This is a genomic window from Rhodoferax sp. OV413, from assembly GCF_900104385.1.
In the GTDB taxonomy this organism is placed as follows: Bacteria; Pseudomonadota; Gammaproteobacteria; order Burkholderiales; family Burkholderiaceae_C; genus Rhodoferax_B.
In genome coordinates, this window is record NZ_FNJA01000001.1 from 382,086 (window position 1) to 401,294 (window position 19,209).

At 63.3% G+C, this 19,209-nt stretch carries 18 protein-coding genes; 9 read left to right on the plus strand and 9 right to left on the minus strand.

Annotated features, from left to right (window positions below; genetic code table 11):
* Window positions 1-16 precede the first annotated feature (16 nt).
* Window positions 17-1,714, plus strand: coding sequence for an electron transfer flavoprotein-ubiquinone oxidoreductase (locus BLT66_RS01805; RefSeq protein WP_092755044.1), 1,698 nt, complete (start codon window positions 17-19; stop codon window positions 1,712-1,714).
* 100 nt (window positions 1,715-1,814) lie between these two features.
* Here BLT66_RS01805 and BLT66_RS01810 read toward each other — a convergent pair whose 3' ends face one another.
* Window positions 1,815-2,804 carry an ABC transporter substrate-binding protein gene (locus tag BLT66_RS01810; RefSeq protein ID WP_092755047.1) on the minus strand — a complete coding sequence of 330 codons (990 nt, stop codon included), beginning with the start codon at window positions 2,802-2,804 and terminating at the stop codon, window positions 1,815-1,817.
* 107 nt (window positions 2,805-2,911) lie between these two features.
* Between BLT66_RS01810 and BLT66_RS01815 the strand changes: the two genes are divergently transcribed.
* The 5 genes from BLT66_RS01815 to BLT66_RS01835 all read left to right on the plus strand — a co-directional run bounded on the left by BLT66_RS01815 (window position 2,912) and on the right by BLT66_RS01835 (window position 7,939).
* Window positions 2,912-3,907, plus strand: a complete 996-nt coding sequence (locus tag BLT66_RS01815) for an ABC transporter substrate-binding protein (protein ID WP_092756970.1) — start codon at window positions 2,912-2,914, stop codon at window positions 3,905-3,907.
* 38 nt (window positions 3,908-3,945) lie between these two features.
* Complete coding sequence (locus BLT66_RS01820; protein WP_092755050.1) at window positions 3,946-5,055, plus strand: LLM class flavin-dependent oxidoreductase; 1,110 nt, start codon at window positions 3,946-3,948, stop codon at window positions 5,053-5,055.
* Window positions 5,052-5,870 (plus strand): class II aldolase/adducin family protein, encoded by an 819-nt coding sequence (locus BLT66_RS01825; RefSeq protein WP_092755053.1) that lies wholly within the window; start codon window positions 5,052-5,054, stop codon window positions 5,868-5,870. The genes BLT66_RS01820 and BLT66_RS01825 overlap by 4 nt, the downstream gene beginning before the upstream one ends.
* A gap of 102 nt (window positions 5,871-5,972) precedes the next feature.
* A complete protein-coding gene (locus BLT66_RS01830) occupies window positions 5,973-6,395 on the plus strand; it encodes a universal stress protein (RefSeq protein ID WP_092755056.1) in 423 nt (140 codons plus the stop codon).
* A gap of 323 nt (window positions 6,396-6,718) precedes the next feature.
* Window positions 6,719-7,939 carry a GAF domain-containing sensor histidine kinase gene (locus BLT66_RS01835; RefSeq protein WP_092755059.1) on the plus strand — a complete coding sequence of 407 codons (1,221 nt, stop codon included), beginning with the start codon at window positions 6,719-6,721 and terminating at the stop codon, window positions 7,937-7,939.
* Window positions 7,940-8,044: 105 nt separating this feature from the next.
* On the opposite strand, the gene BLT66_RS01840 is transcribed toward BLT66_RS01835, so the two are convergent.
* On the minus strand, window positions 8,045-8,410 hold the full coding sequence (locus BLT66_RS01840; RefSeq protein ID WP_092755062.1) for a hypothetical protein: 366 nt from the start codon (window positions 8,408-8,410) through the stop codon (window positions 8,045-8,047).
* Between the two features lie 318 nt (window positions 8,411-8,728).
* Between BLT66_RS01840 and BLT66_RS01845 the strand changes: the two genes are divergently transcribed.
* Together BLT66_RS01845 and BLT66_RS01850 are read left to right on the plus strand one after the other, a co-directional pair.
* Window positions 8,729-9,727: an AraC family transcriptional regulator gene (locus tag BLT66_RS01845; RefSeq protein ID WP_092755065.1), complete on the plus strand. Its 999-nt coding sequence runs from the start codon at window positions 8,729-8,731 to the stop codon at window positions 9,725-9,727.
* A 155-nt stretch (window positions 9,728-9,882) separates the two neighbouring features.
* The gene (locus BLT66_RS01850) at window positions 9,883-10,899 is read left to right on the plus strand and encodes a helix-turn-helix transcriptional regulator (protein WP_092755068.1); all 1,017 of its coding nucleotides are present in this window, start codon (window positions 9,883-9,885) and stop codon (window positions 10,897-10,899) included.
* Between the two features lie 99 nt (window positions 10,900-10,998).
* Here BLT66_RS01850 and BLT66_RS01855 read toward each other — a convergent pair whose 3' ends face one another.
* The 7 genes from BLT66_RS01855 to BLT66_RS01885 form a co-directional block, all read right to left on the minus strand.
* The gene (locus BLT66_RS01855) at window positions 10,999-11,952 is read right to left on the minus strand and encodes a branched-chain amino acid ABC transporter permease (RefSeq protein WP_176954944.1); all 954 of its coding nucleotides are present in this window, start codon (window positions 11,950-11,952) and stop codon (window positions 10,999-11,001) included.
* A 27-nt stretch (window positions 11,953-11,979) separates the two neighbouring features.
* Window positions 11,980-12,864 (minus strand): branched-chain amino acid ABC transporter permease, encoded by an 885-nt coding sequence (locus tag BLT66_RS01860; RefSeq protein WP_092755074.1) that lies wholly within the window; start codon window positions 12,862-12,864, stop codon window positions 11,980-11,982.
* Window positions 12,865-12,934: 70 nt separating this feature from the next.
* Window positions 12,935-14,149, minus strand: coding sequence for an ABC transporter substrate-binding protein (locus tag BLT66_RS01865; RefSeq protein ID WP_092755077.1), 1,215 nt, complete (start codon window positions 14,147-14,149; stop codon window positions 12,935-12,937).
* A 36-nt stretch (window positions 14,150-14,185) separates the two neighbouring features.
* Entirely contained in the window at window positions 14,186-14,899 is a 714-nt protein-coding gene (locus BLT66_RS01870; protein ID WP_092755080.1) for an ABC transporter ATP-binding protein, read from the minus strand.
* Window positions 14,896-15,648: an ABC transporter ATP-binding protein gene (locus BLT66_RS01875; RefSeq protein WP_092755083.1), complete on the minus strand. Its 753-nt coding sequence runs from the start codon at window positions 15,646-15,648 to the stop codon at window positions 14,896-14,898. Before BLT66_RS01875 ends, BLT66_RS01870 begins: the two co-directional genes overlap by 4 nt.
* A 30-nt stretch (window positions 15,649-15,678) precedes the next feature.
* Complete coding sequence (locus tag BLT66_RS01880) at window positions 15,679-17,313, minus strand: acyl-CoA synthetase (RefSeq protein WP_092755086.1); 1,635 nt, start codon at window positions 17,311-17,313, stop codon at window positions 15,679-15,681.
* A 195-nt stretch (window positions 17,314-17,508) separates the two neighbouring features.
* The gene (locus BLT66_RS01885) at window positions 17,509-18,372 is read right to left on the minus strand and encodes a LysR substrate-binding domain-containing protein (protein WP_092755089.1); all 864 of its coding nucleotides are present in this window, start codon (window positions 18,370-18,372) and stop codon (window positions 17,509-17,511) included.
* 105 nt (window positions 18,373-18,477) lie between these two features.
* Here BLT66_RS01885 and BLT66_RS01890 point away from each other — a divergent pair, with 105 nt between their 5' ends.
* A complete protein-coding gene (locus tag BLT66_RS01890; protein ID WP_092755092.1) occupies window positions 18,478-19,197 on the plus strand; it encodes a haloacid dehalogenase type II in 720 nt (239 codons plus the stop codon).
* The last annotated feature ends 12 nt before the right edge of the window (window positions 19,198-19,209 follow it).

Consider the following 19,209-nt stretch of genomic DNA (forward strand, 5'->3'; position numbering starts at 1 on the left):
ACCAGAAAAGAATGACATGACCAACGAAGAGATCCTCGCCCAGTTTGGCCCCCGCGAAGCCATGGAATATGACGTGGTGGTGGTCGGCGGCGGCCCCGGTGGCCTGGCCACGGCCATCCGCCTGAAGCAGCTGGCAGCCGACAAAGGCACGGACGTGTCGGTGGTGGTGCTGGAGAAAGGCTCCGAGCCCGGCGCCCACATCCTCAGCGGCGCCATCATGGACCCGATTGCGCTGAGCGAGCTGTTCCCCGACTGGAAGGCCATGGGTGCGCCGCTGAACCAGCCGGTGACCGACGATGCGATGATTTTCCTGGGCGAAAAGTCGGCCTTCCGCACACCCAATCTGCTGCTGCCCGACTGCTTCCAGAACCACGGCAACTACATCATCAGCCTGGGCGCGCTGACCAAATGGCTGGGCGAGCAGGCCGAAGCCCTGGGCGTAGAAATCTTCCCCGGCTTCGCCGCCGCCGAGGTGCTGTACAACGATGATGGCTCCGTCAAAGGTGTGGCCACCGGCAATATGGGCGTCAGCAAAGAAGGCGAGCCCACGGCCGACTTCCAGATCGGCATGGAACTGCACGCCAAGTACACCGTGTTCGCCGAAGGCGCACGCGGCCATCTGGGCAAACAGCTGATTGCCAAGTTCAAGCTCGACGCCGGCAAAGACCCGCAAACCTACGGCCTGGGCATCAAGGAAGTCTGGGAGATCGACCCCAAACGCCACCAGCCCGGCTTCGTGATGCACACCGCCGGCTGGCCCATGGACAGCAGCACCTACGGCGGCGCTTTCCTGTACCACATGGAGGGCAACAAGGTCACTCTGGGCTTCATCACCGGCCTGGACTACAGCAACCCGTATCTCAGCCCGTTCGAGGAATTCCAGCGCTGGAAGACCCACCCGAATGTGCGCTGGTACCTGGAAGGCGATGCCGAGCACGGCATCAAGCCGGCCAAACGCCTGGGCTACGGCGCCCGCGCCATCACCGCTGGCGGCCTGTCCAGCCTGCCCAAGACCGTGTTCCCCGGTGGCGCACTGGTCGGCTGCGATGCCGGCTACCTGAACGTCAGCCGCATCAAGGGCAGCCACGCCGCCATCAAAACCGGCATGCTGGCCGCCGAAGCCGCTTACGAGGCGGTGACCAGCGGCCGCCAGCACGACGAGCTCAGCGCCTACCCGGCTGCGTTTGAAAAAAGCTGGCTGCACACCGAGCTGCACAAGGCGCGCAACTTCAAGGCCTGGTTCAAGAAGGGCTTGTTCACCGCCACGCTGATGAACGGCATCGAGCAGTTCCTGTTCAAGGGCCACATCCCCTGGACCCTGCACCGCGACAAACCCGACCACGCCTACCTCAAGCCCGCGGCCGAGTGCAAGCCCATCGTCTACCCCAAGCCGGATGGCAAGCTGACCTTCGACCGCCTGAGCAGCGTGTTCATCAGCAACACCAACCACGCAGAAAACCAGCCCGCGCATCTGACCTTGAAGGATGCCAGCGTGCCGGTCAACATCAACCTGCACACCTACGCCGGCCCCGAGGCGCGCTACTGCCCGGCCGGCGTGTACGAGTTCGTGAAGACCGACGCCGGCCAGGACCGGCTGCAGATCAACGCGCAGAACTGCGTGCACTGCAAGACCTGCGACATCAAGGACCCGACGCAGAACATCGTGTGGGTGACACCCGAAGGCGGCGGTGGGCCGAACTACGCGGGCATGTAAGTTGGAGGCCTATTTTTAGGCATCAAATAAGGCTGTAGCGCAGGTAGCACCTGCGGGAGACGCTCCTGTTTTTGACATCAAAAACAGGAGCGTTTTGCTTTCAGCCTGCGCGCTGCCAGACCTGCGCGTCGGTGATGGCGCGCACATCGACGCGCACCGGCAGGATGCCGTCGCGGGCCGAGCGGTCGGCCACGGTCTGCAGCGCGGCGATGTCGGCCTCGCTGACGGGTCGGCCTGTCACCGCCGCACGCGCGGTGATGGTGCGCGAGGCCTCGATGGGCAGCCGGGTCAGCTGGGTGTAGGCCTGGGCATAGGCTTCGGGATGCGCCAGCGCCCAGTCGCCGGCGCGGGCCAGGCGGTCCAGAAACTGCACGATGGCTTTGCGCTTGCCGGCATCGACCAGGGCTTCTTCGCTGGCAGTAATGAAGCCCAGCGCGGTATTGATGCCGCGCCCGTCGCGCAGGATGCGGCCGCCGTTTTGCAGTGCAATCGTGTAGTACGGGTCAAAGATCGCCCAGGCGTCGATCTGCTTGGACGAGAACGCGGTCGACGCATCGGTGGGCAGCACGAACTTGATGGTGACTTCGTCGCGCCGCACGCCGGCTTCTTCCAGCGCGCCATACAGCTGGTACTGCGAAATGCTGCCGCGTGCCGACGACACCACCACCGTCTGCCCGCGCAGATCGGCCACGCTGCGCAGCTTTGAGTCGCCCTGCACCACGATGCCCAGCGACTCCGGCTTGCCGACGCGGGTGGCGACGATCTTCAGCGGCGTCTTGCCCACCGCGGCGGCCAGCACCGGTAAATCACCGGCCATGGCCGTGTCCACCGCACCGCTGCGCTGGGCTTCAAACAGTGGCGCTGCGCCCTGGAAGTTGGCCCAACGCCAGCTGAACGGTGCGCCGTCCAGCGCCTTGGACGCTTCGAACAGCGCACGCAGGCCACCGGCCTGGTCGCCCAGCACCAGTGCCGGCAGCGTCTGGGCCCGGCCGATCATGGGAAAGGCGGAGATAGCAGAGAAAGCCGGTAGAGCCGCAGCGCGTTGCAGCCATTGGCGGCGCGAAAGAGAAGAGTGTTGTAGATCGGTCATGCCGCGAAGTTAGCAAGCCGGGTCGCGCAGCCCAACAACGCATTCCAACTATGGACATGCGTTTTTCTGCGTTGGCTTTTGGCGCCGCCCTGGTTACGGTGCAAGGCATGAAAACTTCTCTATTAACCCGCCGCGAATGGCTGCAAGCCGCCGCTGCGCTGGGCGCCACCGGCCTCGGCGCCGCCCAGGGGGCCTCCGCCACCCCGTCCCAAGACCTCAGCGGCGTGACCCTGCGCGTCGGCACCTACAAGGGCCTGTGGCGCCCTCTGCTGCAGGCGTCCGGCCAGGCGAATACACCGTACAAGATCGACTGGCGCGAATTCAACAACGGCGTGCTGCACATCGAGGCCATCAACGGCGACGCGCTGGACCTGGGCTCGGGCAGCGAGATCCCGGCCGTCTTTGCCGCGCGGCAAAAAGCCCATGTGCGCTTCGTCGCCGTGACCCACGAAGACCTGAACAACCAGGCCACCCTGGCGCGCAAAGACTCGTCCATCCGCAGCATCGCCGACTTCAAAGGCAAGCGCATCGGCTATGTGCGCGCCACCACCGCCCACTACTACCTGGCCAAGCAACTGGCCGAGGTCGGGCTGTCGTTCAGCGACATCGACGCGGTCAGCCTGACGCCAGCCGATGGCCTGTCGGCCTTTGCCCGCGGCGACCTGGATGCCTGGGCCATCTACGGCTACAACGGCCAGCTGGCGCGGACCCAATACGGCGCGCGCACCATCAAGACGGCGGTGGGTTATCTGTCGGGCAACTTCCCGATCTACGCCAACCCGCGCACCCTGGACGACGCGCCGCGCCGCGCCGCCATCGGCGACCTGCTGCAGCGTTTGCAGCGATCCTTTGCCTGGATCAACGGCAACTACCTGGCCTATGCCAAGGCCCAGTCGGCCGAGACCCGGGTACCGGTGGGCGACCTGGTCGAGCTGTTCAACGGCCGCAGCAGCGACTACAGCCTGGCCGCTGTCGACGACAAGGTGGTGCGCAGCCACCAGGACGTGGCCGACACCTTCCAGAAGCTCGGCGTGCTCGATGGCCCGGCGAATGTAGTGCCATTCTGGGACCGCAGCTTCGACAACCTGCTGCGCCGCGCCTGACCCTGCCCCCTCCCCCATATTCTTTCCAAGGACACTCCATGAGCCAGAACGACGTTGAATTCATCGGCATGATCCAGACCCACAAGGTCTCGGAAATCCATGCCGCCCAAGGCCCGTCCATCGACCGCGACTATGTGCGCGCCTTCGCCCAGGCCCACGAGCAGGCCGGCTTTGACCGCGTCCTGGTGCCCCACCATTCGACCAGCCCCGACGCCACGCTGACGGTGGCCTACGCTGCTTCGGTGACCGAGCGCATCCACTTCATGCTGGCGCACCGCCCCGGCTTTGTTTCGCCTACGTTGGCGGCACGCCAGTTCGCCTCGCTCGACCAATTCAGCGGCGGCCGGCTGGCCGTGCACTACATCTCCGGCGGCTCGGACGACGAGCAAAAGCGCGACGGCGACTGGCTGGACCACGACCAGCGCTACGCCCGCACCGACGAATACCTGGACGTGCTGCGCAAGGTCTGGACGGCCGACAAACCTTTCGACCACCAGGGCGCGCACTACCGCTTCCAGAAGGCCTTCTCCGACGTGAAACCGGTGCAGAGCTTGAACGGCCGGCCGCATGTGCCGGTGTACTTCGGCGGCGCGTCGGAAGCCGCGATTCCGGTCGCCGGCAAGCATGCCGATGTGTACGCGCTGTGGGGCGAATCGCTGGAACAGGCGCGCGAACTGACCACCCGCGTGCGTGCCGAGGCCGCCAAGCATGGCCGGCAAGTGCGTTTCTCGGTGTCCTTCCGCCCCATCCTGGCCGAGACCGAAGACAAGGCCTGGGCGCGCGCCGAAGCCATCCTGGCCGAGACCAAGCGCCTGCGCGTGGTGCAAGGCTTTGGCGTTGGCGGGCCGCAGCAAAGCGAGGGCGCAAAGCGGCTGCTGGCCGCCGCCGACAAAGGCCCGCGCGTCGACAAGCGGCTCTGGACCGCGGTGGCGCAGGCCATTGGCGGCCGATCCAACAGCACGGCCCTGGTCGGGACACCCGAACAGGTGGCCGACGCCCTGCTCGACTACTACGACCTGGGCGTCACCACCTTCTTGATACGCGGCTTCGACCCGCTGGAAGACGCCACCGACTACGGCCGCGAGCTGATCCCGCGCACCCGCGAACTGGTGGCCCAACGCATCGCATCGCAAAGGAAAGCCGCATGAGCGCCGTACTCTCCATAGATCGCAGCACGCGCCTGCCGCTAAACCCGCATCCACAGCAGAAGTTCTGGTTCGACCCCATCCCGGCGCGCACCAGCATCGAGGCCGAGCGCCGGCACCGGCAGGAGCGCTTGGCGGGCGCCTTCCGGCTGTTTGCCCGTTTCGGCTTTGCCCAGGGCCTGGCCGGCCACATCACTGCGCGCGACCCGGAGTTGAGCGACCATTTCTGGGTGAACCCGCTGGGCGTGCATTTCTCACGCATCAAGGTGTCGGACCTGCTGTTGGTGAACAGCAAGGGTGAGACCGTGATCGGCGACCGGCCACTGAACAAGGCGGCGTTTGCCATCCACGCAGCGATCCACGAATACAACCCGAAGATCGTTGCCGCAGCGCACACCCATTCAACCTACGGCAAAGCCTGGTCGACCCTGGGCCGCAAGCTCGACACGCTGACGCAAGACGCCTGCGTGTTCCACGACGATGTGGCGCTGTTCGACGACTTCACCGGCATGGTGGTGGATGAAAGCGAAGGCCTGCGCATCGCCAAGGCCCTGGGCGACCGCAAGGGCGCGATCCTGCAGAACCACGGCATCCTCACCGCCGGCCCGACGGTGGAAGCCGCTGCCTGGTGGTACATCGCACTGGACAACGCCTGCCACACCCAGCTGCTGGCCGAAGCCGCGGGCACGCCCAAGCCGATTGACGAAGCCACGGCCCGCCACACGCACGAACAGATAGGCAAGCCCGAGGGCGCGCTGCATTCGTTTGAGAGCCTGTACGAGGGACTGGTGCAGGCCGAGCCCGAGCTGCTGGACTAGCGCGACACCGGCGCATTGCCAACGTTGCCAACATTGATTTAGCGCAAACACCGGTGGAGCCCCCTGGCTACACTGGTACGCACAAACCAATGGAGGCATCGCATGAAAATTCTCCTCGCCGTGGACGGCAGCGCCCACACCAAGAAAATGCTGGCCTACCTGGCCACGCACAACGAGCTGTTTGCCACCGTCAACGACTACATCGTGCTGACCGTGCAGCCCACGATTCCGCCGCGGGTACGCAGCGCGGTGGGCAAGGAGGCGGTGGACAACTATGCGCTGGAGGAAGCCGAGAAAGTGCTGGCCCCGGTCAGTGAGTTCCTGCTGCGCCACGGTATCGATGCCAAGACCAGCTGGAAGATGGGGCGGGCCGGCGAAACCATTGCCCAGTTTGCCGATGTCGAGAAATGCGACATGGTGGTGATGGGCTCGCACGGCCATAGTGCGCTGACCAATCTGGTGATGGGCTCGGTGGCCACCCAGGTGCTGGCGCACTGCAACGTGCCGGTGCTGCTGGTGCGCTAAAAACAGCGCATTTTTTAAGCATTAAATCACCCTCTAGCGCAGGTAACACCTGCACCAGACGCTCCTGTTTTTGACATCAAAAACAGGAGCGTTTTTGTTTTGGCCTTGGCGCGAGCCGCATCGTACGATCCGTCCACCGATACCTGCGCTTTTTTGCCAATGCTTGCGCTTTTGCCGCATAGCGTTTGCCGGCATGGCGGAGAATGAATCTGCTGACCGGTCTGTGCAGGTGTATGCAGCTTTTCCTTATCTTTGGGAAAGCCGCAGCTGGCGTTTTACATACCAATGTTGTTTGCTATAAAAATAGAAAGCTAGTGCGCGGTATGGACGATTCTGCTGAAGAAATAAGTCGTGACGTAGCCTTGGTAGGCCGGATTGAATCAGTTCCAACGCTGCTGCGGGTGCTGTGCGAGATCACCGGCATGGGCTTTGCCGCAGTGGCCCGGGTGACCGATGGCACCTGGATCGCCTGCTCGGTACGCGATGAAATCAGCTTCGGGCTGCTGCCCGGCGGCCAGCTGGATGTCAACACCACCCTGTGCAAGGAAGTGCGTTTTTCCCGCACCCCGGTGGTGATCGACCAGGCCAGCACCGACAGCCGGTACTGTGACCACATCACACCGCGCACCTATGGGATTGAAAGCTATGTGTCAGTGCCCATCGTGCTGTCCGACGGCAGCTACTTCGGCAACCTCTGCGCCATCGACCCCCGTCCGGCCAAGGTGTCCGAGCCGCGCATCGTGGCCATGTTCCACCATTTCGCGACGCTGATCGCGGTGGAGTTGGAAAACGCGCGCCGCCAGTACCTGGTACAGGCCGCGCTGCTGGGCGAGCGCGCCGCCAGCGAACTGCGCGAGCAACTGATCGCCATCCTGGGCTACGACCTGCGCACGCCCATCAGCCTGATCGCCCTGAACAGCCAACGCTTGCTGGCCAAGGCCCAAGACCCTGCGGCGGTGGCCCGTATTGCGGGTGATATCCACGCGGGGGTGAAACAGGTCTCCACCCTGATCGACCACGCGCTGGACTTTGCGCGGGGCCGCCTGGGCTGCGCGATCCATGTGAAACCCGCGCTCGTGGAGCGCATGGACGAGGCCTTGTTCAGCGTGGTCACTGAAATACAGACGGGTTTTCCTGGCCGTGAGATCGAATGCCAGTTCGACATATCCCGGCCCGTGCAGGTGGACCGTTTCCGGGTGCTGCAACTGGTGGCGAATCTGCTCAGCAACGCGCTGGTCCATGGTGCGCCCGACAGCCCGGTGCAACTCAAGGCCACCACCACGGCAGACAGCCTGGTGCTGCAGGTCAGCAACCAGGGCCCACCCATTCCGCACGGCAGCCTGGACAAGGTTTTTGCCCCGTTCTGGCGCAGCGGCACCTCGGCGCAGCGCGAAGGGCTGGGCCTGGGTTTGCACATCTGCGCGCAGATCGTCCAGGCCCACCAGGGTCGCCTGGGCGTAAGCTCTTCTGCCGACGCGGGCACCGTGTTCACCGCCACCTTTCCGCAAGCAGCCGCAGGCCCGGCCAACGCGCTGCTGCAATAAGAAGGTTCTACGGTTGAAGCAGCTGCTCCGGCACGTGTGCGGCGTCACGTGCGCTTGGATAGGAACGGCCATTTCTGGCTGTTCTAAATCGATGTTGCGGCCTACTTAAAGCGGCTCATCCGGCATCATAAAGATGAAAGGCCGGTCCGTTGAAGGCGCGTCGATATTCAGGATCTCGTCGGTCTGGCCATCTTGTCGCACCATGAAAAGCTTGCATCCCAGTGCCCCCGCACGCCCAACCGAGAACTGAAAATTCGACGTGCATCCCTGTGCCAGATGCAGGTCGAGCTCTAGCAGCAGCCGCGGATCAGAGTCCGCTGCAAGGTTTGCGAAATCTCGCACCAATTGCGTCAGTGCAGCAAATAAAGCGGTGTGCTGGGCGTGGTCTAGATGGAGGACGCGTCGTGGCATGGTACTGAAATCAATCGAGCCCTTGAACGGAGGAACTGGAAATTTGCTATCTCCGCCCATGGTCTAAAACCTCGCCCATTCTTGGACGCTCCAAAGCTACTGAAGAAATGCATTTTTTGGTGGCCTTTAAAGGTTCTAAATGGTTTGAGGACGCAATCGGTCATCTGGGTGAAAACGGCGCCTACGTCTGGGCGGGTCAAATGCCTGGATGCCGCGCTGGCAGTGTCTCAAGAGGCGCAAAGCGCGCCTAGCGCCGAGTGACCAGGCAGCAACAACCATCTGCGAAATTGCGTATTCGCTTTCGTTTTCACGCAAGTTTTTTTACCCAGGCCTGGAGGCCACTCCCGTGGCAGGCCGGGGCGCTAACATGGCCCGACCATGACCGAAACCGATGCACCAGCACCCAGCCAAGTCTTTCGTCTGAACTACCGCACGCACGATGTCGACGAGTTCAGGGGCTTTCTGTCCTCACACCATGCTGTCGTAAAGGTCGAGCCATTCGGCCCAGAGCTGTTCACGGCTGAAGCCCATGCCGTCATGATGGATGGCCTGTGTATTTCACGATCCATGCACTCCACCGGCATGGGGCTGACTTTCGACGGTGTGTTTGATGGCTATGGGCTCACGCTTCCCGGATCGGGATTACTGGCAGTCCATGTAGCACGGCGGGGCTTTCTGGAAAGCAAGCCGGATGGGGGACTGATGGTGGATTCCACCTCCGTCACGCGCACCGTGTTCGGGCCGGATACCACCTTGAACCGGATAACGGTTGGCACCAACGAGATGCATCGCAGGCTGACCGACATGTTGGACCAACCCATCCTGCGACGCATTCGGTTCGCACCGGACGTAAGCCTTGCATCGCCCGCAGCCGGTTTGGCCGCCACCCTGTCGCAGCTGGTCCATGAAGGTGTCGACGGTGATGCCGTTTTACTGAAATACCCCGCAGCCCTCACCAGCTTGCGTGAGGCCATCCTGCATTTGCTGCTGGAGGGCATGCCGCACAGCTATTCCGAGCAAATGTCCCGTCAGGCGCGCATGCCCAGCCCGGGGCACGTCAAACGCGCCATTGACTTCATGGCGGCCAATGCCGCCAGCCCCCTGCGCCTGAGCGATATTGCCTTGGCATCGGGCACCAGCGTGCGGTCATTGCAGGGTGGCTTCATGCGGTTTCGCGGCATGTCGCCCATGGCGCATTTGCGCCACATCCGCCTGCATGGGGTGCGGTCGGATCTGTTGGCGGCGGGCGCGGGTGCGACGGTATCGCACATTGCCCACACCTGGGGCTTCCCTCACCTGTCGTCGTTTTCTACCTTGTACATGCGCGCTTTTGGCGAGCTGCCCTCCGCCACACTGCGTCGCGCCAGCAAGGGCTAGGAACCCTAGTGTGGTTTACAGGGTTCTGCTGCCCAGTGACCTGCCCCCAACAAGCATTTGTGAAATTGCGCATCAGCTATCGTTTTTGCGCAATTTATCCCCGTTCCGCTGGGGGTTTTTAAAGCTGGCGGCTTGGGTGCCGGTATCGTCTACGCATGCCTGACACCGCAGCACCAACCCAACCCCTTCGCCTGCGCTTCCAATCCCAGGATATCGACGAGTACCGGGCCATCGTATCCGCGCACCACGCGCCAGTGCGTGCCGGTTCGCTGAGTCCCTCGGGGTTCACCGTGCAAGCGGATGCGGTGATGACGGAGGGCATTTGCGTGTCGCAGGTGGTCTGCCCCACCGGGGTCGAATGGGCTTTCGAAAGCGAGTTCGATGGCTACTGCCTGGCGCTTCCCACCGCCGGGTCATTCGCTGTTCGCATGGCGGGGCGTGGCAGCCTGCAGACCCGGCCTAGCGTGGGCGTGATGATGGACTACAGCGCGGTAACCCACTCGGTGCTGGGGCCGGGCACCAGCCTGCCTCGCATTACCATTACCACGCAAGAGATGCACAGCAGGCTGGCAGACATGATTGACCAGCCTGTGCTGCGCCGCATCCAGTTTGCGCCAGAAGTGTGCCTGGTGTCCCCCGCCGCCCATCTGGCCGCATCCCTTTCACGTTTGATTTTTCAGGGCGTGGAGGGTGATGCCCCCTTGCGCAAATACCCTGCCGCGCTGACCAGCCTGCGCGAAGCGATCCTGAATTTGATCCTAGAAGCCGTTCCGCATAGCTACGGCCAGCAGATGTCGCGCCAGGCGCATCTGCCCAGTCCCGGCCACGTCAAACGGGCCATTGACTTCATGGCAGCCAATGCGGCCAGGCCCTTGCGCCTGAACGACATTGCCATGGCATCGGGTACCAGTGTGCGCTCGCTGCAAGGCGGGTTTATGCGCTTTCGCGGCATGTCGCCCATGGCGTATTTGCGCAATATCCGGCTGCACGGCGCCAGAGCCGAACTGCTCGCGGGGGGTGCCGGTACTTCGGTGTCACACATCGCCTACACCTGGGGCTTTCCCCATCTCTCGTCGTTTTCTACGGTGTACGTGCGGGCCTTTGGCGAGCGGCCATCGACCACTCTGCGGCGGGCCACAGGCGGCACGCACCAGGAGTTTGGCCGACGCTAGAAAAAGGGCCAAATTTCCGGCATGAAATAAGGCTCTTGCGCTTACTTGGTGTGCATGAGACGCTCCTGTTTTTGACTTCAAAAACAGGAGCGTTTTGCTTTAATGACCGCTGTGGTTGGCCGCCGGCTTCTTGCCGAACAAGGCGCCGATCTCGCCCACCACGCCACGGCGGAACAGCAGCACGCAGACCACAAAGATCGCGCCCATGATGACGGTGACCCAGGAGCCCACCTTGTCGGCCAGCAGGTTCTCCAGGCTGACGATGGTGAAGGCCCCGGCCACCGGCCCGAGTATCGTGCCCAGCCCGCCCAGCAGGGTCATCAGCACCACCTGGCCCGAGGTATGCCAATGCACGTCGGCCAGCGAAGCCAGCTGGAACACCAGCGATTTCATGGAGCCCGCCAGGCCGGCCAGCGAGGCCGAGATCACAAAGGCCAGCAACTTGAACCGGGCCACGTCATAGCCCAGCGAGATGGCCCTCGGCTCGTTGTCGCGGATGGCTTTCAAAATCTGGCCGAACGGCGAGTGGATGGTGCGATGGATCAGCCAGAAGCCGGCCAAAAACACCGCGAACACAAAGAAGTACATGGCGATGTTGTCGTTCAGATCGACCACCCCGAACAGCTTGCCGCGCGGAATGCCCTGCATGCCGTCTTCCCCGCCAGTGAACGGCATCTGCAGCGCCACAAAGTAGACCAGCTGCGCCAGGCCCAGCGTAATCATGGCGAAGTAAATGCCCTCGCGGCGGATCGCCAACAGGCCAAACAGCGCTCCCAGCACGCCGCCAAACGCGGCCCCCGCCAGCAGGCCGAGTTCGGGCGACAGGCCCAGGTCGCGGCACAGGTAGCCGGTGATGTAAGCCGAGCCGCCGAAGAACGCAGCATGCCCGAACGACAGCAGGCCGGCAAAGCCCAGCAGCAGATTAAAGGCGCAGGCAAACAGGGCAAAGCACAGCAGCTTCATCAAAAACGTGGGGTACAGCACAAAGGGTGCGACGCAGCCCGCGGCGATCAGCACCGAAAATAAGGCAATAGTGCGCTGGCGTTCAGTCATAGCGTTCATTCCAATCCATCTCGACTTTTAGGCTTGCTTGCCAAACAGGCCTGCGGGTTTGACCAGCAGCACCAACACCATGACCACAAAAATCACCACCGCCGAGGCCTCGGGGTAGAACACCTTGGTCAGCCCTTCGACCACGCCCAGCCCCAGGCCGGTGAGGATGGCGCCCAGGATCGAGCCCATGCCGCCAATCACCACCACCGCGAACACCACGATGATCAGGTTCGAGCCCATCACCGGGTTGACCTGCATGATGGGCGCCGCCAGCACGCCGGCAAACGCCGCCAGTGCCGCGCCCACCGCATAGGTGGCGGTCAGCAGCACCGGCACATTGATGCCCAGGGCCTGCACCAGGTCGGGCCGCTGGGTGGCGGCGCGCAACGTGGCGCCCAGGCTGGTGCGTTCGATCGCATACCAGGCGCTGAAGCACACGGTGAGTGCCGCCACCACCACCCAGGCCCGATAGATCGGCAGGTACATGAAGCCCAGGTTGAAGCCGCCCTGCAGCAGCTCGGGCACCTCGTATGACTGGCCCGACACGCCAAAGTAATTCTTGAAAACGCCCTCGGCAATCAAGGCCAGACCGAAGGTCAGCAGCAGGCCATACAGATGGTCCAGCTTGTACAAATGGCGCAGCATGGTGCGCTCGATCAGCACCGCCACCAGCCCCACCACCAGCGGCGCCAACAGCAGCGCCACCCAGTAGTTGATGCCCAGGTAGGTAAAGGCCAGCCAGGCCACAAAGGCCCCGACCATGTACTGCGCGCCATGGGCGAAATTGATGATGTTGAGCAGGCCGAAAATGATGGCCAGGCCCAGGCTCAGGATGGCATAGAACGAGCCGTTGATCAGCCCCAGCAGCAGCTGGCCAAAAAACGCGGGTGACGGTATGCCGAAGATGTCCATAGCGGGTGTTTCCCTCTTGCCTGGTGTTGCAAAAAAATCCGGGACCGCGAGCGGCCCCGGGGGAATCAACTTATTTCTTGATCAGGGCGCAGCGCGATGCCGACAAAGGCTGGAAGGCCTCGGCCGCGGGGATCACCGCCTTGACCTTGTAGTAGTCCCACGGCGTCTTGGATTCGGCCGGGGTCTTGACCTGCATCAGGTACATGTCGTGCACCATGCGGCCGTCTTCGCGGATGCTGCCGTTCTTGGCGAAGAAATCGTTGATCGGCGTTTTCTTCATCTGCGCCATCACCTTGGCCGTGTCGTCGCTGTTGATGGCCTTGACCGCCTTCAGGTAGTGCATGGTGGACGAGTACTGGCCCGCCTGCACCATGGTCGGCATGCGCTTGTGCTGGGCGAAGAAGCGCTTGGACCAGGCCCGGGTGTCGTCGTTCAGGTCCCAGTAAAAGCCTTCGGTCAGGTACATGCTCTGGGTGGTCTTCAGGCCCAGCGAATGGATGTCGGTAATGAACATCAGCAAGCCGGCCAATTGCTGCTTGGGCGTGATGCCGAACTCCGCTGCCTGCTTGATGGAGTTGATGGTGTCGCCACCCGCATTCGCCAGGCCGATGATTTGCGCTCCCGAGGACTGGGCCTTGAGCAAAAAGGACGAAAAGTCCGAGGTGGGGAACGGATGGCGTACACCGCCCACCACTTCGCCGCCATTGGCCTTGACCACGTCCGATGCGTCTTTTTCCAGCGCATGGCCAAACGCGTAGTCGGCCGTCAGGAAGAACCATTTCTTGCCACCGGCCTTGGTTACCGCCTTGGCCGTGCCATTGGCCACCGCATAGGTGTCGTAGGCCCAGTGCACGGTCACGTCGTTGCAGCTCTCGTTGGTGATGGCGGTAGAGCCGGCGCCGTTGATGATGGCGATGCGGTTCTTTTCCTTGGCGATCTTCTGTACCGCCAGCGCGGTGGAGGACGTGACCAGCTCGGTCACCACGTCGACCTTGTCGCGCTCGATCCACTCGCGCGCCTTGTTGCTTGAGATATCGCCCTTGTTCTGGTGGTCGGCCGACACCATTTCGACCTTGAACGTGGGCTTTTCTGCGGCCACGAAGTCGTCGATAGCCATCTTGGTGGCGATCACCGCGCCGTTGCCGGCCAGGTCGGAATAGGTGCCCGACAAGTCGGTCAGCACGCCGATCTTGACGATGCCATCCGACACCTGGGCCTGGGCCGCGGTTGCCAATAGCAGCGACAGACCTGCAGCTTGGGCAAGGGGTTTGAGTTTGAATTTCATGGGGAGTCTCCTCTGGTCAACATTGAAAAAATGGAATCACACCCCTAGCAGGGCTTGCATTGCACTGGTCTTGGCTGCCAGCTCATCTTTTTGCACCACCATGGCCACCTGGCCATGCTCCAACACATAGTGCCGGTCCGCCAGGGGCGCGGCGAAGCGGAAGTTCTGCTCCACCAGCACGATGGTGTAGCCACGGGTCTTCAACAGGCGGATCACCTCGCCGAGCTTTTTGACGATCACCGGCGCCAGGCCTTCGGTGATTTCATCCAGCAGCAAGGTCTTGGCGCCGGTGCGCAGAATCCGCGCCATGGCCAGCATCTGCTGCTCGCCACCCGACAGCCGGGTGCCCGGGCTGTTGCGGCGCTCGTGCAGATTGGGGAACAGCGCGTAGATCTCGTCCAAGGTCATGCCACCGGGCGCCACCACCGGCGGCAGCATCAGGTTTTCTTCGGCCGACAGGCCGGCAAAGATGCCGCGCTCTTCGGGGCAAAAGCCCACACCCAGGCGGGCAATGCGGTGCGGCGCCAGGTCGGTGATCTCCTTGCCATTGAACAGTATGGAGCCGGTGCGCTTGCCTACCAAGCCCAGAATCGCCTTCAGCGTGGTGGACCGGCCCGAGCCGTTGCGGCCCAGCAAGGTAACCAATTCGCCGGTGTTCACATGCAGGTCGATACCGTGCAGTATGTGCGACTCGCCATAGTAGGCATGCAGGCCTTTCAGGCGCAAAACTTCTTGGGAGGTATCGCTCATGCTTCCACCCCCACATAGGCTTCCAGCACGCGCGGGTCTTTGGACACAGTGGCGTAGTTGCCCTCGGCCAGTACGCTGCCGCGCTGCAGTACGGTGAGCGTGTCGCACAGCGACTCGACCACCGACAGGTTGTGCTCAACCATCAGGATGGTGCGGTTGGCGGATACCTTGCGGATCAGTTCCACCACCCGGCCCACGTCTTCGTGGCCCATGCCCTGGGTGGGCTCGTCCAGCAGCATCAGCTCCGGGTCTAGCGCTAGCGTGGTGGCGATCTCCAATGCGCGCTTGCGACCATACGGCATCTCGATGGCCACGGTATCGGCAAAGCTTCGCAGGTCGACCTCTTCCAGCAAGGCCATGGCCCGGTCGTTCAGCGCATCCAGCCGGCGCACCGACGACCAGAAGTTGAACGAGTCGCCGCGCTTGCGCTGCAGCGCCACGCGCACGTTCTCCAGCGCGGTCAGGTGGCCAAAGGTGGCCGAGATCTGGAACGAGCGCACCATGCCGCGGCGTGCTACCTGCACGGAGCTTTCGCGCGTGATGTCGATGCCGTTGAACTGGATGTGGCCCTGGGTGGGCTGGATGAACTTGGTCAGCAGATTGAAAACTGTTGTTTTACCGGCACCATTCGGGCCGATCAGCGCATGGATGCTGCCGCGTTTGACCTGCAGGTTCACATTGGAAACGGCGGCAAAGCCCAGGAACTCCTTGGTCAGACCCTGCGTCTGGAGAATGGTGTCGTCAGGCAATGTTTTAAGCAAAAGTATTTCCTTTCTGACTCAATCTGCAGACTTTACTTGCGCGCGCAGCACAAATTTCTGGATTTTCCCGGTTGACGTTTTGGGTAATGTGCAGAACACGATTTGCTTGGGCACCTTGAAGCGGGCCAGATGGGTGCGGCTGAAGTCGATGATGTCCTCGGCCGTGGCCTGGACGCCTGGTTTAAGCTCAATAAACGCACACGGTACCTCGCCCCATTTTTCGTCCGGCTGGGCCACTACCGCGGCCAGCATCACCGCCGGATGCCGGTGCAGCACGTCTTCGACCTCGATGCTTGAGATGTTCTCGCCGCCCGAGATGATGATGTCCTTGCTGCGATCCTTGATCTGGGCATAGCCGTCGGGGTGCATCACCGCCAGGTCACCGGTGTGGAACCAGCCGCCGGCAAAGGCCTCTGCCGTGGCGGCCGGGTTCTTCAGGTAGCCCTTCATCACCACATTGCCACGGAAGAAGATTTCGCCCATGGTCGTGCCGTCGGCCGGTACCGGCTGCAGGGTCTCGGGGTCGAGAACCGCAATCGCCTGCTGCAGCGGGTAGGCCACGCCCTGCCGGCCGTTCAGGCGGGCGCGCTCGTCCAGGGGCTTGCTAGCCCAGGATTCCTGCTTGGCGCAGACGGCCGCCGGGCCATACACCTCGGTCAGGCCATAGGTGTGGGTGATGTCGATGCCGGCTTTCTCGCAGCCTTCGATCACCGCCGCTGGCGGCGCAGCGCCCGCCATCAGGCCCAGCACGGTGTGCGTGATGCCCTCGCGCAGCGCGGCCGGCGCATGGACCAGCATGTTGAACACAATCGGCGCGCCGCACAAATGGGTGATGTGGTGTTCGCGGATCAACCCAAAAATGGCGGCCGGATCGACCCGGCGCAGGCATACGCTGGTGCCGGCCACCAGGGCCATGGTCCAGGGGAAGCACCAGCCGTTGCAGTGGAACATCGGCAGCGTCCACAGATAGACCGCGTGGTGCGGCATCTGCCAGGCCAGCACATTGTTGGCCGCGTTCAGGTAGGCGCCGCGGTGGTGGGTGACCACGCCCTTGGGGTTGCCGGTGGTGCCGGATGTGTAGTTCAGCGCAATCGCATCCCACTCGTCGCCCGGCAGCTGCCAGGCAAACTGCGGGTCGCCCTGGGCGATGAAGGCCTCGTAGCCGGTGTCGCCCAGCGCCTTGCCTTCGGGCGCCAGCGGGTCTTCGACCTCGATCACATAAGGCCGCTGCGCGCCCAGCAGCGACAGGGCTTTCTCCACCACCGGTGCAAATTCGCGGTCGATCAGCAGCACCTTGGCCTCGCCGTGCTGCAGCATGAAGGCGATGGCTTCGCCGTCGAGCCGGGTGTTCAAGGTGTTCAGCACCGCGCCCGACATGGGCACGCCGAAGTGGGCTTCCAGCATGGCCGGCACATTGGGCAGCATCACCGCCACGGTATCGCCCTCGCCTATGCCGCGGGCCTGCAAGGCGCTGGCCAATTGCCGGCAGCGCGCATAGGTTTGGGCCCAGGTCTGGCGGTGGTCGCCGTAAATGATGGCTAGGCCGTCGGGATACACATGGGCCGAGCGTTCGATATAGCTCAGCGGCGACAAGGCCACAAAGTTGGCAGGGTTCTTGTCCAAACCCTGTTGGTACGGGTGGGTGCTGCGCATGGATGCCTCCAGTTCCTGTTCACCGAATACCGGTCCAGGCTTATTTTGTTGACGGGATTATGAGCACAGCTTTTTGACAAGTTACTGACGGGTTACCCAGCCGATCACAGGGAGTTTCCCGTAGCCCGAAATGTATAAAAAATAGGGCTCTAGCGCACATTCCACCTGCGCCACCAGCTATTCAAACCATAGCAACTAGGCCGTTGCCGCGTCGCTGCTGATCGCGTTGCACAGGTAGTCGGCCAGACTGCGCTGGGCGGCGCTCAGCGGCAGTGCGGCCCCCACCAGGGCCAGTTCGCTGGGCGACAGCGCGGGGTAGCCATCGGCCGGGCCCAGCACGCGGTGCTCGGCCAGCACCGCGCTGGTCGGCAGCACGCTGACGGCCAGGCCCGATGCCACCGCCGCCTGGATGCCGGCCAGGCTCTGGCTGCCAAACACAATGCGCCAGCGCCTGCCGGCTTTGTCCAGGCTACGGGTGGCGCGCAGCCGGTAGATGCAGCCCTGCGGGTATAAGGCCAGCCGCACCTCGTCCGCCGGCGGCACATGGGTGGTGCCGGCCACCCACACCAGGGGCTCGGGCCAGGACGCAATACAGGGGCCGCTGCCGGGCTCGCGCTTGAGCAAAGCCATGTCGATGCTGCCGGCGGCCAACGCACGCTGCAGGTCGACGCTCATGCCGCTGGTGGTTTCCAGCCGCACTTGGGGGGCGATGGCCATGTAGCCGGACAAGATGGCCGTCATGCGGCGGGCATCAAAATCCTCGGGCAAGCCAATGCGCACCGTGGCCAGCGCGCTGGGGCTGGCCAGCGCGTCCTCGGCCTCCTGGGCAATGGCCAGCAGCCGGCGCGCATAGCCGGCCAGCATCTCGCCGCGCTCGGTGGGGGCCACGTTCTTGCCGGTGCGGTCGCGCTGCAGCAAGGCGTGGCCCACGCTGTCTTCCAGCCGCAGGATCTGCTGGCTCACGGTGGACTGCGTGCGGTGCACCCGCTCGGCCGCACGGGTGAAGCTGCGCTCGTCCACCACGCACACCAGAGTCTTCAGCAGGTCGAGGTCGAGCATGGCTTCGTTAGTGGTTATTCAAATCAATATTCAATAATAAATCAATTTGCAAATATATAAGCCCTGGTCCACAGTGCGAGCTCGATCCAACCACCACACACCACCATGTCCCTGCACCACACACCCCGGCCGCAATGGCTGACCTTCGACTGCTATGGCACCCTGATCCAGTGGGACGAGGGGCTGCAAGCCGTCTTCGCCGAGATTCTGCAGGCCAAGAACGCCCCCCACATCGACCCGGCCACGCTGATCGCCGTGCACGACCGGCACGAGCACGCGCTGGAGCAAACCCCACCGCACCGCTCGTTCCGCGAGGTCTCGGGCACGGCGCTGCGCCTGGCGCTGGCCGAGCTGGGCCTGCCAAGCCAGGCCGACGACAGCCAACGCCTGACCGAGCGCATAGGCGCCATGCCGCCGTTCCCCGAGGTGGTGGGCGCGCTGCAGCAGCTGAAGACGCGCGGCTTCCGCCTGTGCATCATCTCGAACACCGACGATGACATCATTGCCGGCAACGTGGCCCAACTGGGAGGCTGCATAGACCGCGTCATCACCGCCCAGCAAGGCGGCGCCTACAAACCTGCGCGCCAGCTGTTCGAATATGCGTATGCCCAGCTGCAGGTGGCCAAGGAGGATGTGGTCCACATCTGCGCCAGCCCGCACCTGGACCACGCGGCCGCCCGCGACATCGGCTTTCGCTGCGTCTGGATCGACCGCGGCCGGCGCAGCCCGCTGCCCGACTACAGCCCCGACGCCATACTGCCCACGCTGGAGGGCGTGCCGGCACTGTTCGACACGCTGGGCTGGTCCAACCCAGCTTATGAATAAAAAGTGCCTTTA

Coding starts and splice junctions, on each gene's coding strand:
- BLT66_RS01880 (WP_092755086.1), bottom strand. CDS start 17,313: ATGCGCAGCACCCACCCGTACCAACAGGGTTTGGACAAGAACCCTGCC.
- BLT66_RS01840 (WP_092755062.1), bottom strand. CDS start 8,410: ATGGGCGGAGATAGCAAATTTCCAGTTCCTCCGTTCAAGGGCTCGATT.
- BLT66_RS01855 (WP_176954944.1), bottom strand. CDS start 11,952: ATGACTGAACGCCAGCGCACTATTGCCTTATTTTCGGTGCTGATCGCC.
- BLT66_RS01815 (WP_092756970.1), top strand. CDS start 2,912: ATGAAAACTTCTCTATTAACCCGCCGCGAATGGCTGCAAGCCGCCGCT.
- BLT66_RS01870 (WP_092755080.1), bottom strand. CDS start 14,899: ATGAGCGATACCTCCCAAGAAGTTTTGCGCCTGAAAGGCCTGCATGCC.
- BLT66_RS01845 (WP_092755065.1), top strand. CDS start 8,729: ATGACCGAAACCGATGCACCAGCACCCAGCCAAGTCTTTCGTCTGAAC.
- BLT66_RS01820 (WP_092755050.1), top strand. CDS start 3,946: ATGAGCCAGAACGACGTTGAATTCATCGGCATGATCCAGACCCACAAG.
- BLT66_RS01890 (WP_092755092.1), top strand. CDS start 18,478: ATGTCCCTGCACCACACACCCCGGCCGCAATGGCTGACCTTCGACTGC.
- BLT66_RS01850 (WP_092755068.1), top strand. CDS start 9,883: ATGCCTGACACCGCAGCACCAACCCAACCCCTTCGCCTGCGCTTCCAA.
- BLT66_RS01865 (WP_092755077.1), bottom strand. CDS start 14,149: ATGAAATTCAAACTCAAACCCCTTGCCCAAGCTGCAGGTCTGTCGCTG.
- BLT66_RS01805 (WP_092755044.1), top strand. CDS start 17: ATGACCAACGAAGAGATCCTCGCCCAGTTTGGCCCCCGCGAAGCCATG.
- BLT66_RS01835 (WP_092755059.1), top strand. CDS start 6,719: ATGGACGATTCTGCTGAAGAAATAAGTCGTGACGTAGCCTTGGTAGGC.
- BLT66_RS01810 (WP_092755047.1), bottom strand. CDS start 2,804: ATGACCGATCTACAACACTCTTCTCTTTCGCGCCGCCAATGGCTGCAA.
- BLT66_RS01885 (WP_092755089.1), bottom strand. CDS start 18,372: ATGCTCGACCTCGACCTGCTGAAGACTCTGGTGTGCGTGGTGGACGAG.
- BLT66_RS01825 (WP_092755053.1), top strand. CDS start 5,052: ATGAGCGCCGTACTCTCCATAGATCGCAGCACGCGCCTGCCGCTAAAC.
- BLT66_RS01830 (WP_092755056.1), top strand. CDS start 5,973: ATGAAAATTCTCCTCGCCGTGGACGGCAGCGCCCACACCAAGAAAATG.
- BLT66_RS01860 (WP_092755074.1), bottom strand. CDS start 12,864: ATGGACATCTTCGGCATACCGTCACCCGCGTTTTTTGGCCAGCTGCTG.